Source organism: Proteiniphilum sp. (assembly GCF_034331125.1).
Classification (GTDB): Bacteria; Bacteroidota; Bacteroidia; order Bacteroidales; family Dysgonomonadaceae; genus Proteiniphilum; species Proteiniphilum saccharofermentans.
The window spans coordinates 88,776-103,195 of record NZ_JAXQGC010000034.1 but is presented as its reverse complement, the minus strand read 5'-3'; the positions used below and the strand labels follow the sequence as shown (position 1 = coordinate 103,195).

Genomic DNA, 14,420 nt, shown 5'->3' with positions numbered 1-14,420 from the left:
AGCAAGCCGGGTGGTGTGAGAGGGCGGGGGAGTAATCCCCCTACCTACTCGATTTCCCTTCCTGCCGGGTAAATGTTAGTATTGAACTATTTCTTCGGCTTATTTGCCTTTCTACTTGTCTTTGTTCCTGAGTGGACAGTCATGCCTGATCCGAAATGCTTCTCATAATATTTACACCATGGACTGAGACCGCAGATCTCGCATTTCGGTCTTCGCGCCACACAGATGTATCGCCCGTGCAGGATAAGCCAGTGGTGCGCTTTCGAGAGCAATTCTGACGGAATATATTTTACCAGTTCACGTTCCGTTTCAAGTGGTGTTTTGGAATTGTCGGTCAATCCGATGCGGTTTGCTACACGAAAAACATGCGTATCCACGGGCATGGCGGGTTTATCGAATGCGACAGCCAGCATCACATTGGCTGTTTTACGGCCAACGCCCGGGATGGTAAGCAACGAGTCGATATCGTTAGGCACTTCACCCCCGAAGTCGGAGAGCAGCTTTTTCGCCATCCCGACCAGATTCTTCGCTTTGTTATTGGGATAGGAGCAGGATTTGATGTATTCGAAAACTGCTTCGGGTGTTGAAGCGGCCATTACTTCGGGCACAGGGAATACTTCGAACAAAGCGGGTGTAACCATATTCACCCGCTTGTCGGTACACTGCGCAGAGAGAATCACCGCCACCAGCAATTGATAATCGTTCTGATAATGCAACTCCGTCTCGGCTGATTCCGCATTTTCTATGAACCAGTCGATTACCTTTTTATAACGCTCCTTTTTGGTCATATCGCTGCATTGTGAATATTATCCGGCTGCAAGGTTACTTTCCCAAACCGCTTTTTCCACCTCTTTAAATGCAGGAAAAATAGATTGTTTGTGTTTTTTTACAAAGTAGAGGATTTCGATTCCTACTATATTTTTTTCGCTATCGTAATCTAATACAATATTATTCTCTTTTTCTTCACTTTCGACAATATTGTTTTCGGAAAATTTTATATATAAAGCATCGGCCTCTTTGTCATATTGAATATTCATGTTATTTCCCTTTCTTGTTTCTATCAAAATAAGCTGTTATTATAATATTATTCATCTTATTTACTACTACTTTAAGCCATTTATCCTGATATTCTGCTATTATTTTATAAAAATGGGTTTCATCTTCTGCTATATCTATCTGTTCATCGGGATGTTGGACGGTCTCTAAAATCCATTTGGTTTTTAAATTTCGCTCCTTCATCCTTTCACTTAGATGGTTCGAGACTTTCAAATTGTTTATCTCCATAACTATACAAATACAAAATTAGTTCATTTTTGTGAGAACGGAATTTTAAAAATGATAAACTGATTCGATGGTAGCCAATAAACGTTTTCGTTAAACTAAATGAGCATTATATTACCGTTTTATTTCGTCCGACGATGGTATGAACCGTGCACTCAGATCGGGATCTTCCATGTCGGGATCAAGCGGATAGATCGGGCGTTGAACTCTCTCATACGGTAATCTCAACAGATCCTGATCCACACCACCGGGTGTAAGCGCCATCACCCAATCACCGCGCATATCGTACAATTCTGGTACAAGGTATCCTATCTTCACCACTAAAATATCAGCTTCTCTCGGGTTTAATCCCAGATCGGTGAAGTTCTTCTCATAGTGGTAGGCCGTCCTTTTTTCCGTTACAATGGTGTAGATATTCCCACTTTTCACTACAGCTTTGGCATTGTCATCATCTTCATCAATAGCCGTCACCTCTCCCTTCAGGCGAATAGGCGGCGCATAACGATTGTCCACTTCGGCGCCGGCCATGCCGTCTACCTGTCCGCCAACCCCTGCCTCGATGGCTTGTCTGACCAATTCCGGGCCGGGAATGGAAGCATAAATCAATGTTTTGCTTCCGGAAGCACGGAACTCGGGACGTTTGAACAGTTCATGCAGAGTCCAGGTGACATCTCCCGCACCACCGGCAGTAGGATTATCTCCCATATCACTAATGATAAATGGTTTTTTATCGCTTGCCAATGCTTGTGCCAATGCATTATCCAGATAAGTAGTGGGAGCTACAAAATCAAATTCTTTCCTTACGTTCCAGAAATGATGTGCCAGCTTTTCAGCTACCCTGGCTACTGCTTCTTTATCGTCTCCATATGCCATTACCACTCCATGGTTTCGCGGTGCATCAGCCCAGGGGTAAGATAACCAGACGGAGGCATCGATCACCTTATCCTCTTCAAGCAGGCCGGGGATCTGGCCGGTAAGGGTCTTTCCCGGTTCGATACGGGTACTGGTCTGTTCACCCGGAAGGAGGATAGGAACGCGGATCCATGCTTTATAAGCAGGTTTTCCTTTGCCATTTTCTAACCTGTCAAGCAAGTTGATGACGGCCCTTTTTTTCGTTTCGATAGCATCCTCGTGGGGAGAGAGCCGGTAGCAGGTAATCAGGTCGGTATTCTGGGCCAGACGGTGTGTTACACTGCCGTGCGGGTCCATTGAGGTGGAGATCAGTACATCAGTACCCACCACATCACGAATACGCATCAGAAAATCACCCTCGGGATCATCTAACCCCTGTACGCTCATTGCCCCGTGGATATCGAAGAAAAGTCCGTCCAAAGGCAAGGTCTCTTTCAACAGGTCCAAAGTCTTTGTCACCAGCGACTCGTATGCTTCACGGGTGACAATACCTCCCGGCATAGCGTGTCCACGGAGGGTGGGAAGCCATTCTGCACGGTTGATTATTCCCGAGTCGGGAGACATAAAGGGATAGTAAGAGAAGATATCTTCCCCGGTACGTGCCCTGAAAGCCTCTTCATGTGTCACTGCCGGTGAAAATGTACTGGATTCGATGGCAATACCCGCAATGGCAATTCTTGGTAATTCCTTTTTAACAGTGCCACTGTTACAGCCTGATGCCAACAATATCAGACCTATTGAAAATGCGATAGTTATTTTTTTCATCTCTGTAAAATATTATGATAAACTATTGATTACATGTATAGTATGTATGGCGACCAGGCAGGCTGTCTCTGTCCTAAGCCGGGAATCGCCCAGAGTAACCGGTTCAAAGCCGGTCGCAATTGCTTTCTCCACCTCTTCCTGACTAAAATCTCCTTCCGGTCCGATAAGGAAAAAGGCGTTTTCATCCTTTTTATAGTGCTGAGCCAACTGCTTCTTAGGAAGATCATAGCAATGCGCTATATATTTTTTTCCATTGAACGGTTCTGAGATTACCTTTTCAAATTGGGATAATTCATCAATTTTGGGTAGATAAGATCGCTGTGACTGTTTCATTGCGGAAACTGCGATCTTCTCCAGACGCTCAGTCTTGACCTCTCTACGTTCAGAATAATGACAGAGCATTGGGGTAAATCTATCGATCCCGATTTCCACGGCCTTCTCGACGAACCACTCGTTCCGTTCCATCTGTTTGGTAGGAGCAAAAGCGATACGGAGATTATACCCCCACCCTTTAGGTTTTTCAATACAGTTTTGAATATCTACCAAGCATTGCTTTGGATTGGCCTGAAGCAGTGTACATTCATAAAAAAATCCTTGCCCATCTGTCACAGTAAGTTTATCGCCTTCCCGCATACGGAGTACTTTTACACAATGTTGCGATTCCTTTTCGGGAAGTAGGGAGCTTTCCAAAAGAGTGGGTGAATAGAAGAGTGTGTCAGCCATACGCCTAAGTTCAGGATTTATTCTCCCTTCGGTTTATCTCATCACGTAGGCGGGTCGCCAGCTCGTAATTCTCCTCCTTCACTGCATCGTTAAGACGATTCTTAAGAGTGTCCAATCTTAGATCCGATAATTCCTCGTCCCCCTGAACGGGTTCACTACTTTCCAACTCTGTTGAACTTGCGGGTGCCTGCTCATCGAAAACGATTGCCATCTTTTGCATGATCTCCTCAGTCGTGAAAATCGGGGAGTGGGTGCGGATCGCTAATGCTACTGCGTCGGAGGTGCGGGAGTCGATGCGATACTCTTTTCCGTTTTGTAATAGTAGTAATTCCGAGAAAAATGCACCGTCTTCAAACTTATGGATCAAAACTTCCAACAATTCAATCCCCAGTTCATTCCAGATAGAACATATCAGGTCGTGCGAAAGAGGTCTGGGTGGGATAATTCCTTCCATTACAATGGCAATGGATTGCGCTTCAGGTGTACCAATGACAATCGGTAACCGGCGTATGCCATTTTCCTCTGCAAAGATAAGTGCATAAGCCCCGGCCTGTACCTGACTGAAAGATATTCCCAATACGGACAGTTTGACTTTTTTTGACACAGTTGATTCGTTTTTTGATTAAAACAACTTCAAATGTAATGAATTTTTTTCTGTTTTGTATGAGAATTTAGAAAAAAGATGTACCTTTGCACTCGATTTGAAACACGGTGGATGTAGCTCAGCTGGTTAGAGCGTCGGATTGTGGTTCCGAAGGTCGCGGGTTCGAGCCCCGTTCTCCACCCACTCTCACAGAAGTGAGTTTTATCCTTTTTAGATTTGTTTTAGGTGATCACGTATTTTACATACGTGATTTTTTTTTGTCCGCCCGGCATGAGCTGTTTTCAGATTATGACCTTGACCTGCGTCGAAATTCCGCACAGGTGATTGCTGTAGCTGTAGCCACATTTAATGATTCTGAAGTAGCTCTTCCTTCCGGGAAATTGGGAATAAAAAGTTTCTTGTTAATCAACTTCTCAGTCTCACGGCTAATGCCTCTGCCTTCACTTCCCATAACAATGAAACCGTTATTTGAAAGGGAGGTAGAATAAATATCTTCTCCTTCCAGGAAAGTGCCATAGATGGGAGAATGCGATTGCTGTCTCAGGAGGTCTTTGATATCGGTATAAAATACTTTTATACGGGCAATGGCTCCCATGGTAGCCTGCACGGTCTTGGGGTTAAAGATGTCGACACTATCGTAAGAGCTTATGATATGTTCGATGCCAAACCAGTCGGCGATACGGATAATAGTTCCCATATTTCCGGGATCCTGGATACCTTCGAGTACAAGGCATAATTGATTACTGAAATCAATTTTTTCAATCTCTTGTGATGGACGATAAAAAACACCAATAATTTGCGGTGCTGTTTTCAGAAAAGTAGCCTTTTTTAATTCGTTTTCATCTGCTGCAATAATCTCTTCGGCCTTTAATTCGGGATGGGATGATAAAATGGAAGGTAATGCAGCGATCAGTTGACAACGACAGGCTCCTAACAGGTCGAAAACCAACTTCGTACCTTCTGCCACGAAAGTATTGTGTTCGTTGCGAAATTTTTTCTCGTTCAACGACCTGATATATTTTATTTTGTTTTTACTTAAACTCATTCTATTCGTTCATTACGTTCATGTTGTTTGCTTCGCGTTATTTGGTTTTACCGCTGTTTGCTTCGCATTCTTCGGCTTCGTCGTTGTTTCCCGCCTTGTGGAATTATTTCAAATTACAGTCGAACAACTGCGGAGCAACCATCGAACAAAAGTGTAAAAGTAGCAATATTCCTCGTCCGGATTGCCAATTCACCACGAAAATCCATGAAATTGTACCAAAAAATGCGTCAAACATATCAATTATTTCAGTCTGTAAATTAAAAAAAGAATTACCTTTGTGAATAATAACCCTTTCAATGTTGAATTATATCTGAGTTGTAAATTAAGACTTTATATTTTACCGATATTTTATGAACGATAACACCTTACTGAACAAAGCGGCCGATAATATTCGAATTCTTTCGGCATCAATGGTAGAGCGGGCGAAATCAGGCCATCCCGGTGGAGCAATGGGAGGCGCCGATTTTATTAATGTCCTTTTTTCTGAGTTTTTAGAGTATGACCCCGAAGATCCGGCATGGGAATTGAGGGACCGTTTCTTTCTTGATCCGGGGCATATGTCGCCGATGCTTTATTCTGTACTTTGTCTCAGTGGCAAATATTCATTGGATGAATTGAAAGAATTCCGCCAGTGGGGTAGTCCTACCCCCGGGCATCCCGAGATTGATGTGATGCGGGGTGTGGAGAATACATCCGGGCCGTTGGGACAAGGTCATGCTTATGCCGCCGGAGCAGCCATTGCTGCCAAATTTTTACAAGCAAGACTGGGAGATGTCATAAATCACACTATTTATAGTTTTATTTCCGATGGAGGTATCCAGGAGGAAATTTCGCAAGGAGTAGGGCGTATTGCCGGTCATTTGGGATTGAATAACCTGATCATGTTCTATGATTCTAATAATATACAGCTCTCCACTACTACCGATGCAGTTACCAGTGAGGATGTAGCGAAAAAGTATGAAGCATGGAACTGGAAAGTAATTACGATAGATGGTAATAATGTTGATGAAATCCGTCGTGCATTGAAAGAGGCCAAGACCGAGAATGAGAAGCCCACACTGATCATAGGTAACACCGTAATGGGGCGTGGTGCGTTAGCCGCGGACTGTACCTCATTCGAATGCCAGGTTTCTACACACGGACAACCGTTAAGTGCTGCCGGCGCTGATTTCGACCAAACCATCAGGAATTTAGGTGGTGATCCGGAAAATCCTTTCGTGATTTTCCCCGAGTCAGAAGAACTCTATGCCGGAAGAAAAGAGCAACTGAAAGAAATAGTATCTGCAAAAAGAGCAAAACAGGAGGAATGGGCAAAAGCCAATCCCGGACTGGCTGAGAAAAAGCATAAATGGTTTGCGCGTGAGTTGCCTTCTATCGACTGGGCCGCTATTCAACAGAAGCCGGATAACGCTACCCGTGCAGCTTCAGCTACCGTTTTGGGTGAGTTGGCGAAACAAGTGGAGAATATGATCGTAGCATCAGCCGACCTCTCCAATTCGGATAAGACGGACGGTTTCTTGAAATATACAAAAGCGTTTGTGAAGAATGATTTTTCCGGTGCATTCCTTCAGGCCGGAGTGTCCGAATTTACGATGGCTTGTCTTAGTATCGGGATGAGCCTTCATGGAGGAGTTATCCCTGCTTGTGGAACTTTCTTTGTCTTCTCTGACTATATGAAGCCTGCCATCAGGGTAGCTGCATTGATGGAAACACCGGTCATTTTCATATGGACTCACGATGCATTCCGTGTCGGGGAAGATGGTCCCACCCATCAACCGGTAGAACACGAAGCGCAGATACGCTTGTTAGAGAAATTACAAAATCATCACGGTAAGAACTCAGTGCTTATACTTCGTCCTGCCGATGTCCATGAGACGACTGTCGCATGGAAGATGGCGATGGAAAACAGTACGACACCTACGGGGCTGATCCTTTCCCGCCAGAATATTAAAGATCTTCCTACTTCAGGTAAATCTCGTTTCAGTGAAGCATTGAATTCCGGAAAAGGTGCTTATATCGTTCAAGATGATGCGGATTATGATGTGATATTGCTTGCTTCGGGATCAGAAGTGTCTACCTTGGTAGAAGGTGCAGATCTTCTACGGGCTGACGGAGTAAAGGTACGCATAGTCTCTGTCCCGTCAGAGGGATTATTCAGGACCCAATCTCCCGAATACCAGGATTCAGTATTGCCCAAAGGGAAGAAGAAATTTGGCCTTACTGCCGGACTTCCCGTAACTTTGGAAGGGCTGGTCGGTTCCGATGGGGCAGTATGGGGGATGACATCCTTTGGATTTTCGGCTCCCTATAAGATCCTCGACGAGAAATTGGGATATACCGGAAAAAATGTTTATGAACAGGTGAAGAAATTGTTATAACATGTCTTTATTCGATAATTCAGAAAAACCTATAGGGTTGGCATCCGACCATGCGGGCTATAAAGTAAAGCAATTCATCATCAAAGTGCTTCAAGAAAAAGGGATTCCCTACAGAGATTTTGGAGCCTATTCTGAGGAAAGCAGTGACTATCCCGATTTTGCTCATCCTTTGGCAAAAGCCATAGAAAACGACGAGTGTTACCCGGGAGTAGCCATTTGTGGGACAGGGATAGGAATCAGTATTGCGTTGAATAAGCATCAGGGAGTACGTGCCGCTTTATGCTGGAATCCGGAAGTAGCCTTCCTTGCAAGAGCTCACAATGATGCGAATATCCTGGCACTGCCGGGCAGGTTGCTGAGTGAAGAGGAAATCTATGAAATATTGGTGACTTTTTTGAATACACCTTTTGAAGGAGGACGCCACCAAAGGAGAGTAAGTAAAATCCCTTGCGGATAATCTTATATGACACCCGGCTTGTCCGGCTTGAGATATTCTGTAAATAGAACTGTTTTCCCTATTCAAACATATGAAGAAGAGGAGAAGGTATACTACACTTTTGTTATTACAACTTATCTTTTGGTTGGGTTGTAGTGATATAGGGATGCAATTCGATAATCACCCGAGGGGTAATTTCGATGCATTATGGACTATTCTGGATAGAAATTACTGTTTTTTTGAATATAAGGATATTGATTGGGATAGTGTATATAAGGAGTACAGTGCACGTATAACTTCCGATATGGACAATGATGCCCTCTTTAAATTGATGGGGCAGATGCTTGCGGAATTGAAGGACGGGCATGTGAATTTAACCGCAGCACACGACGTAACCCGTTATTGGGAATGGCAGGAAGATTATCCATCCAATTTTGATGTATCAGTACAAAAACATTACCTGGGAAATGATTACGGCATTGCTTCCGGAATGAGATATAAAATATTGGAAGACAATATCGGTTATCTCTATTACGGTAGTTTTTCCAATGATATAGGACATGGAAACCTAGACCAGGTATTAAACAGGATGGCTATTTGTAGGGGACTTATCATTGATGTGAGGAGTAACGGCGGGGGAAGTCTCACCAATGTCGAAAAGATTACCAGCCGATTTTTTAATGAACGCCGCCTTATTGGTTATATTTCCCACAAAATCGGTCCTGGACATAACGATTTCTCCACCCTATATCCTAAATATGTAGAAAGTTCCGACAGGGTACGTTATCAGAAACCGGTAGTTGTGCTTACCAACAGGGGATGTTACAGTGCTACCAACGAGTTTGTCAGCATCATGAAGTACGCTCCCAATGTAACTGTAATGGGCGATAAGACAGGGGGCGGTAGTGGATTGCCGTTTACTTCCGAACTGCCCAATGGCTGGTCAGTTCGTTTTTCGGCTTCCCCTATGTTCAATGCAGAAAGAGAACATATCGAATTCGGTGTAGAACCCGATATATATGTGAATATGGAAGGAGAAGACAAGGAAAAGAATAAAGATACAATAATTGAGAGGGCACGGGCCTTGTTGAAAAACTAGTGATTATCTGTTGGGAGTAATATATTCAGAACTATACCGATAAATTAATAACGTATGATGTTTCCGGAAAGGACCTATATCGAAAGGAGAGAGAAGTTGAAGAAACAGTTTCAAACAGGGAAACTGCTTTTTCTCGGGAATGATGAATGCGGTATCAATTATGCTGATAATACCTATTATTACCGTCAGGATAGTACATTCCTCTATTACTTCGGAATCAGTAAACCCGATTTGATCGCTTTGATTGATATCGATGGGGATAAGGAGTATGTCTTTGGGGATGATCCTACGGTCGATTCAATTGTCTGGACAGGCTCCCAGCCTAAGATCAGTGAGTTGGCTGGAAAGGCGGGTATACACCATACAGGCGATTTGTCGGCATTCCGGAAGAAAATCTCGGGTCTCGACAAGCAGTCGGTCAAGTACCTGCCGCCTTACAGGGCTGAACATTTTCTCAAACTCAACGACTTTCTTGGATATTCGGTGGCGGAAGCCACAGCTAAAGCGAGCAGGGAGTTTATCGTTGCGGTGGCCGGGCAACGTAATATCAAATCGCAAGAAGAGATAGAGGAAATTGAAAGGGCAGTCGATGTGACGTCCGATATGCATTTAGCCGCCATGCATTATGCCCGTGCGGGGATGACCGAAGCGCAGGTAACAGCCAGGGTGCATGAAGTGGCCATCGCAGCGGGAGGAAATCTTTCCTTCCCAATCATCGGCACTATCAACGGACAGTTCTTGCATAATCATTATCACGGAAACACCCTAAAGGAGGGAGACCTGTTTCTCCTGGATGCAGGATATGAGACTCCGTTAGGATATGCCGGTGATATGAGCAGCACCTTTCCGGTATCCCGGAAATTTACTGAGCAGCAGAAAGATATTTATCGTATCACACTCGACGCACATTATAAAGCGATTGAACTGTCCCAGCCGGGTGTAAATTTCAGGAATGTGCATCTTCATGTGGGTGAAGTACTTTTCGATGGCTTGAAAATGTTGGGACTAACCAAAGGAGATACCAAAGAGGCTGTTGCCAATGGGGCACATGCACTTTTCTTTCCCTGTGGTACCGGACACCTGATGGGGTTGGATGTGCATGATATGGAAAATCTCGGCGAACAGATTGTCGGTTACGCAGGTGTACCAAAAAGTACACAATTCGGACTGAAATCATTACGCCTGGGACGTGAATTGCAACCGGGTTTCGTGTTGACCATTGAACCTGGAATCTATTTCATTCCGGAATTGATCGATCACTGGGAAAGCAATAAAATAAACGGCGATTTTATAAACTTCAATGAGGTCAATAAATATCGTGACTTTGGAGGAATCCGCAACGAAGAGGATATCCTAATCACTGAAACGGGTAACCGGGTACTCGGAAAACCACTCGCCAAGACAATTGAAGAAGTAGAGTCGGAACGCGAAAAAGCCTGGCTTGGTTGATGTGATGATATAAATATGATGTGCTAATATGCCAATGTAATGATGTGAATAATTGGTAATTAGTAATTGGTAATTGGTAATTATAATCATCAAATAAGTAAATCTACAAATCAATATAACATGTACTGTAGTCAACACATAATATCCCTATACCATAACAACGGGAAGCGCTTGTTCTCCTGCTGGATGTGTTGATGTGCTCTCTTTCTGTTCGTTTTTTATTTACTCGGATCCTTCCGGGTAATTTTCCGCTTATCTATCTATTTACCCTTAAAATTTACGAATATGTTTGAAGAGCTTAAAATAAAAAATAATGTCCCTGAACGAAAAGCATATCAGGAGGGCAATTTCTATACAGGCAGTACTCCGAAACCGGGAATGAACGACCGGATACGTACTCTGCGGGAAGAGAGCGTCTCAACCCCGGCATCCCTTTCCATCGAGCGGGCACTGATAGAAACCGCGTTCTATAAAGAGAACAACGGAAAATATGCTACTCCTGTGATGCGTGCGTTGAATTTTTTGGAGATCTGCGAAAAAAAGAGCATTTACATCGGAACGAATGAGCTGATCGTAGGTGAACGGGGAGAGAAACCCAAGGCGGTATATACATTTCCCGAACTGACCTGCCATTCTGTGGAAGATCTGCATGTGTTGAATACACGTGAACAGCAACGTTATGTGATCAGTGAGGAGGATATCGATATTTACCGGCGTGAGGTAATCCCTTATTGGAAAGGTCGCTCACAGCGTGACCGTATTTTCAACCATGTCCCCGGTGAGTGGAAAGCGGCTTACGAAGCCGGTCTGTTCACCGAATTCATGGAACAGCGAGCACCCGGACATACCTGTATGGATGGTAAGATCTACCGGAAAGGGATGCTCGATTTCAAAAGGGAGATAGAGGAAGAAATAGCAAAACTCGATTATTGCAATGATCCCGAAGCACTTGACAAAGAAGACCAGTTACATGCCATGGCCATATCCTGCGATGCCATTATTCGACTGGCCGAGCGTCATGCCGAAAAAGCCGAAGAGATGGCCCGCCATGAAAAGGATCCGGCACGGGTAGAAGAATTGAACCGTATCGCCGAAGTATGCCGGAGGGTGCCCGCCCATGCCCCGCGTAACTTTTGGGAAGCGATCCAGATGTATTGGTTTATTCATCTGGGGGTGATTACGGAGCTGAACGGCTGGGATGCCTTTAACCCCGGCCATTTCGACCAGCACCTGGCGCCGTTCTATCAAAACGACCTTGAAAACGGGACGTTGACGCGCGAGGAGGCAAAGGAGCTGCTCTGCTGCTTCTGGATCAAGGTGAACAACCAGCCGGCACCGCCAAAAGTGGGGATCACAGCCAATGAAAGCGGCACCTATAACGATTTCACCAATATTAATATCGGAGGTGTGAAACCTGACGGCTCGGATGGTGTGAATGATGTTTCTTACCTGATGCTTGAGGTAATCGAGGAGTTGCATATCCTTCAACCGGGCAATTCGGTGCATATCGCCTCAGTAACCCCTAACCGTTTCCTGCATGCAGCTATCAAAGTGATCCGTCAGGGGCATGGTTACCCGTCGGTATTCAATCCCGATGTCTATATCCAGGAGATGCTGCGTTCCGGAAAATCTTTGAGAGATGCCCGGGAGGGAGGATGCAGCGGATGTATTGAGGTGGGTGCGTTCGGAAAAGAGGCTTATCTGCTGACCGGCTATTTAAATGTTCCCAAGATACTGGAAATTACACTCTTCAACGGCGTTGATCCCGTGACCGGAAAAAAGGTAGGTATCGAGACCGGTGATCCGCGTAATTTTACATCCTATGATGAGTTATATCAAGCCTTTCATGCCCAATTGAAATATATTATCGACCTGAAAATAAAAGTCAACCACTACATCGACCGGATGTATGCCCGCTATTTCCCGGCTACTTTCCTGTCGGTGCTGATTGATGACTGCATCAAAAAAGGACGTGATTATTATAACGGTGGCCCGCGATACAATACAACCTATATTCAATGTACGGGGCTGGGAACAGTAACCGATTCCCTCTCTTCCCTCAAAAAACATGTCTTTGAGGTGAAAGATATCAGAATGGATCAGTTGCTGTACGCGATTTCCGTCAACTTCGAAGGAGAAGAGGTGTTGCGCCAGCGGATCATCAACCACACTCCTTTCTTCGGGAACGACGATGATTATGCCGACAACATTGCAGTGAAGGTGTATGACGATCTGTTCGACCTGATCGATAACCGGCCAAACGGGAAGCCGGGTGGTAAATACCATCTGAACATGTTGTCCACCACCTGCCACAACTATTTCGGGAACGTGATGGGCGCCATGCCCAACGGGCGTCTGGCAGGGAAAGCCATTTCCGACGGCACGTCGCCCTCGCACGGGGGCGACACGCACGGCCCTTCCGCGGTGATCCGCTCATTGGGTAAACTGGATCAGGTGAAATCGGGCGGGACGTTGTTGAATTTACGTTTCCTGCCCAGCCTGCTCCGGCGCGACGAGGACGTGGCGAAACTGGGAAACCTTATCCGGAGCTATTTCGCCCAAGGGGGGCACCATGTGCAATTCAATATTGTGGACACGGCCACGTTGATTGCGGCCCGCGACAATCCCGAAGAGTACAAGGACCTGCTGGTGAGGATGGCGGGCTACAGCGATTATTTCAACGACATGCATGAAAACCTGAAGCAGGAAATCATTGAACGGACCGAAAACGAATCGTTCTAAAAACGGAAGTCGATGCCATTCCTCTTTGACATAAAACGGTATTCGATCAATGACGGTCCCGGGGTGCGGGTCACGGTCTTTTTCAAGGGATGCCCGCTTTCGTGCAGATGGTGCCATAATCCTGAAAGTATCTCCTTTAAAACCGAAAAGCTGTACAACAAAAATAAGTGCATCGGATGCGGGTCGTGTGTGGCGGTATGCCCCGAAAACGCCCTTACGCTGACGAAAACGGATGGGGTGGTCACCGATTTCGAAAAATGTATCCTCTGCGGGAAATGCGCCGAAGTGTGCCCCACCAAAGCCATCGAGATGAGCGGACGGGATTATTCCGAAGAGGAAGTGATGACAGCCGTGCTGAAAGAGACCAATATGATGGATGCTTCGGGCGGCGGGGTTACTTTCTCAGGCGGTGAGCCGCTGATGTACCCCGAAGCGCTGAAAAGCCTGTTGATCCGGTGCGGCCGGGAGGGGGTCCACCGGGCAGTTGATACTTCGGGCAGCGTGAGATCGGCGGTGGTGGAAGAGATCCTTCCCCATACCGACCTATTCCTGTATGACCTGAAATTGATGGATGCGCAGGCTCATCGAAAGTGGGTGGGCGCGGATAACGCCCTTATCCTGAAAAACCTCAGGTTGATTTCCGATCACGATAAAGAATATCATATCCGTATTCCTTTGGTGGAAGGAGTAAATACTGATGATGAGAATATAACGGAGACAATAGCTTTTCTGAAAGGGTTACAACGAAAACCGACCGTTGTAGGGTTGTTGCCTTATCATAATATCGCTTCTAAAAAATATGAAAAGTTAGGGAAAGTGTATAATGATCAGGGTATGGCGGAACCATCCAAAGAAAGGATGGCACATATTCATTCTGTTTTTACGGAAAACGGGTTGAATGCGGTTATTGGAGGTTAAAAAATAAGACTCTTTCCCGTATTGCCCGACGGCTCTTCCCTCTGTCTTACTGTTTTGTTCTATGTCAT

At 45.2% G+C, this 14,420-nt stretch carries 13 protein-coding genes and 1 tRNA gene; 7 read left to right on the top strand and 7 right to left on the bottom strand.

Going from position 1 to position 14,420, the window contains the following annotated elements; all coding sequences use genetic code 11:
• Window positions 1-86 precede the first annotated feature (86 nt).
• From nth to U2P89_RS07455, 6 genes are all read right to left on the bottom strand, one after another.
• Window positions 87-788: an endonuclease III gene (gene nth / locus U2P89_RS07480; protein WP_322191090.1), complete on the bottom strand. Its 702-nt coding sequence runs from the start codon at window positions 786-788 to the stop codon at window positions 87-89.
• 18 nt (window positions 789-806) lie between these two features.
• Window positions 807-1,037, bottom strand: a complete 231-nt coding sequence (locus tag U2P89_RS07475; protein WP_076929619.1) for a DUF2283 domain-containing protein — start codon at window positions 1,035-1,037, stop codon at window positions 807-809.
• 1 nt (window position 1,038) lies between these two features.
• Window positions 1,039-1,284 (bottom strand): DUF4258 domain-containing protein, encoded by a 246-nt coding sequence (locus tag U2P89_RS07470; RefSeq protein ID WP_076929622.1) that lies wholly within the window; start codon window positions 1,282-1,284, stop codon window positions 1,039-1,041.
• 111 nt (window positions 1,285-1,395) lie between these two features.
• Window positions 1,396-2,958 carry a M81 family metallopeptidase gene (locus U2P89_RS07465; RefSeq protein ID WP_322191089.1) on the bottom strand — a complete coding sequence of 521 codons (1,563 nt, stop codon included), beginning with the start codon at window positions 2,956-2,958 and terminating at the stop codon, window positions 1,396-1,398.
• A 12-nt stretch (window positions 2,959-2,970) separates the two neighbouring features.
• Entirely contained in the window at window positions 2,971-3,681 is a 711-nt protein-coding gene (locus tag U2P89_RS07460; protein WP_322191088.1) for a 16S rRNA (uracil(1498)-N(3))-methyltransferase, read from the bottom strand.
• 10 nt (window positions 3,682-3,691) lie between these two features.
• Complete coding sequence (locus tag U2P89_RS07455) at window positions 3,692-4,285, bottom strand: bifunctional nuclease family protein (protein ID WP_019539902.1); 594 nt, start codon at window positions 4,283-4,285, stop codon at window positions 3,692-3,694.
• Between the two features lie 106 nt (window positions 4,286-4,391).
• Between U2P89_RS07455 and U2P89_RS07450 the strand changes: the two genes are divergently transcribed.
• Window positions 4,392-4,467 (top strand) — tRNA-His (locus tag U2P89_RS07450).
• A gap of 104 nt (window positions 4,468-4,571) precedes the next feature.
• Here the strand turns inward: U2P89_RS07450 and U2P89_RS07445 are convergent.
• On the bottom strand, window positions 4,572-5,330 hold the full coding sequence (locus U2P89_RS07445; RefSeq protein WP_092026727.1) for an RNA methyltransferase: 759 nt from the start codon (window positions 5,328-5,330) through the stop codon (window positions 4,572-4,574).
• A gap of 350 nt (window positions 5,331-5,680) precedes the next feature.
• On the opposite strand from U2P89_RS07445, the gene U2P89_RS07440 reads away from it, so the two are divergent.
• The 6 genes from U2P89_RS07440 to U2P89_RS07415 all read left to right on the top strand — a co-directional run bounded on the left by U2P89_RS07440 (window position 5,681) and on the right by U2P89_RS07415 (window position 14,352).
• Window positions 5,681-7,708, top strand: a complete 2,028-nt coding sequence (locus tag U2P89_RS07440) for a transketolase (RefSeq protein WP_313381865.1) — start codon at window positions 5,681-5,683, stop codon at window positions 7,706-7,708.
• 1 nt (window position 7,709) lies between these two features.
• The gene (rpiB, locus tag U2P89_RS07435; protein ID WP_076929638.1) at window positions 7,710-8,165 is read left to right on the top strand and encodes a ribose 5-phosphate isomerase B; all 456 of its coding nucleotides are present in this window, start codon (window positions 7,710-7,712) and stop codon (window positions 8,163-8,165) included.
• A 70-nt stretch (window positions 8,166-8,235) separates the two neighbouring features.
• On the top strand, window positions 8,236-9,243 hold the full coding sequence (locus U2P89_RS07430) for a S41 family peptidase (protein WP_322191087.1): 1,008 nt from the start codon (window positions 8,236-8,238) through the stop codon (window positions 9,241-9,243).
• Between the two features lie 57 nt (window positions 9,244-9,300).
• Window positions 9,301-10,692 (top strand): aminopeptidase P family protein, encoded by a 1,392-nt coding sequence (locus U2P89_RS07425; protein ID WP_322191093.1) that lies wholly within the window; start codon window positions 9,301-9,303, stop codon window positions 10,690-10,692.
• Between the two features lie 378 nt (window positions 10,693-11,070).
• Complete coding sequence (gene hypD / locus U2P89_RS07420) at window positions 11,071-13,434, top strand: trans-4-hydroxy-L-proline dehydratase (protein WP_322191092.1); 2,364 nt, start codon at window positions 11,071-11,073, stop codon at window positions 13,432-13,434.
• Window positions 13,435-13,446: 12 nt separating this feature from the next.
• Window positions 13,447-14,352: a glycyl-radical enzyme activating protein gene (locus U2P89_RS07415; protein ID WP_322191086.1), complete on the top strand. Its 906-nt coding sequence runs from the start codon at window positions 13,447-13,449 to the stop codon at window positions 14,350-14,352.
• Window positions 14,353-14,420: the final 68 nt, after the last annotated feature.

Excerpts from the sequence above, each read along its gene's own strand:
- nth (WP_322191090.1), bottom strand. The coding sequence starts at position 788 with ATGACCAAAAAGGAGCGTTATAAAAAGGTAATCGACTGGTTCATAGAA.
- U2P89_RS07475 (WP_076929619.1), bottom strand. The coding sequence starts at position 1,037 with ATGAATATTCAATATGACAAAGAGGCCGATGCTTTATATATAAAATTT.
- U2P89_RS07470 (WP_076929622.1), bottom strand. The coding sequence starts at position 1,284 with ATGGAGATAAACAATTTGAAAGTCTCGAACCATCTAAGTGAAAGGATG.
- U2P89_RS07465 (WP_322191089.1), bottom strand. The coding sequence starts at position 2,958 with ATGAAAAAAATAACTATCGCATTTTCAATAGGTCTGATATTGTTGGCA.
- U2P89_RS07460 (WP_322191088.1), bottom strand. The coding sequence starts at position 3,681 with ATGGCTGACACACTCTTCTATTCACCCACTCTTTTGGAAAGCTCCCTA.
- U2P89_RS07445 (WP_092026727.1), bottom strand. The coding sequence starts at position 5,330 with ATGAGTTTAAGTAAAAACAAAATAAAATATATCAGGTCGTTGAACGAG.
- U2P89_RS07440 (WP_313381865.1), top strand. The coding sequence starts at position 5,681 with ATGAACGATAACACCTTACTGAACAAAGCGGCCGATAATATTCGAATT.
- rpiB (WP_076929638.1), top strand. The coding sequence starts at position 7,710 with ATGTCTTTATTCGATAATTCAGAAAAACCTATAGGGTTGGCATCCGAC.
- U2P89_RS07430 (WP_322191087.1), top strand. The coding sequence starts at position 8,236 with ATGAAGAAGAGGAGAAGGTATACTACACTTTTGTTATTACAACTTATC.
- U2P89_RS07425 (WP_322191093.1), top strand. The coding sequence starts at position 9,301 with ATGTTTCCGGAAAGGACCTATATCGAAAGGAGAGAGAAGTTGAAGAAA.
- hypD (WP_322191092.1), top strand. The coding sequence starts at position 11,071 with ATGAACGACCGGATACGTACTCTGCGGGAAGAGAGCGTCTCAACCCCG.
- U2P89_RS07415 (WP_322191086.1), top strand. The coding sequence starts at position 13,447 with ATGCCATTCCTCTTTGACATAAAACGGTATTCGATCAATGACGGTCCC.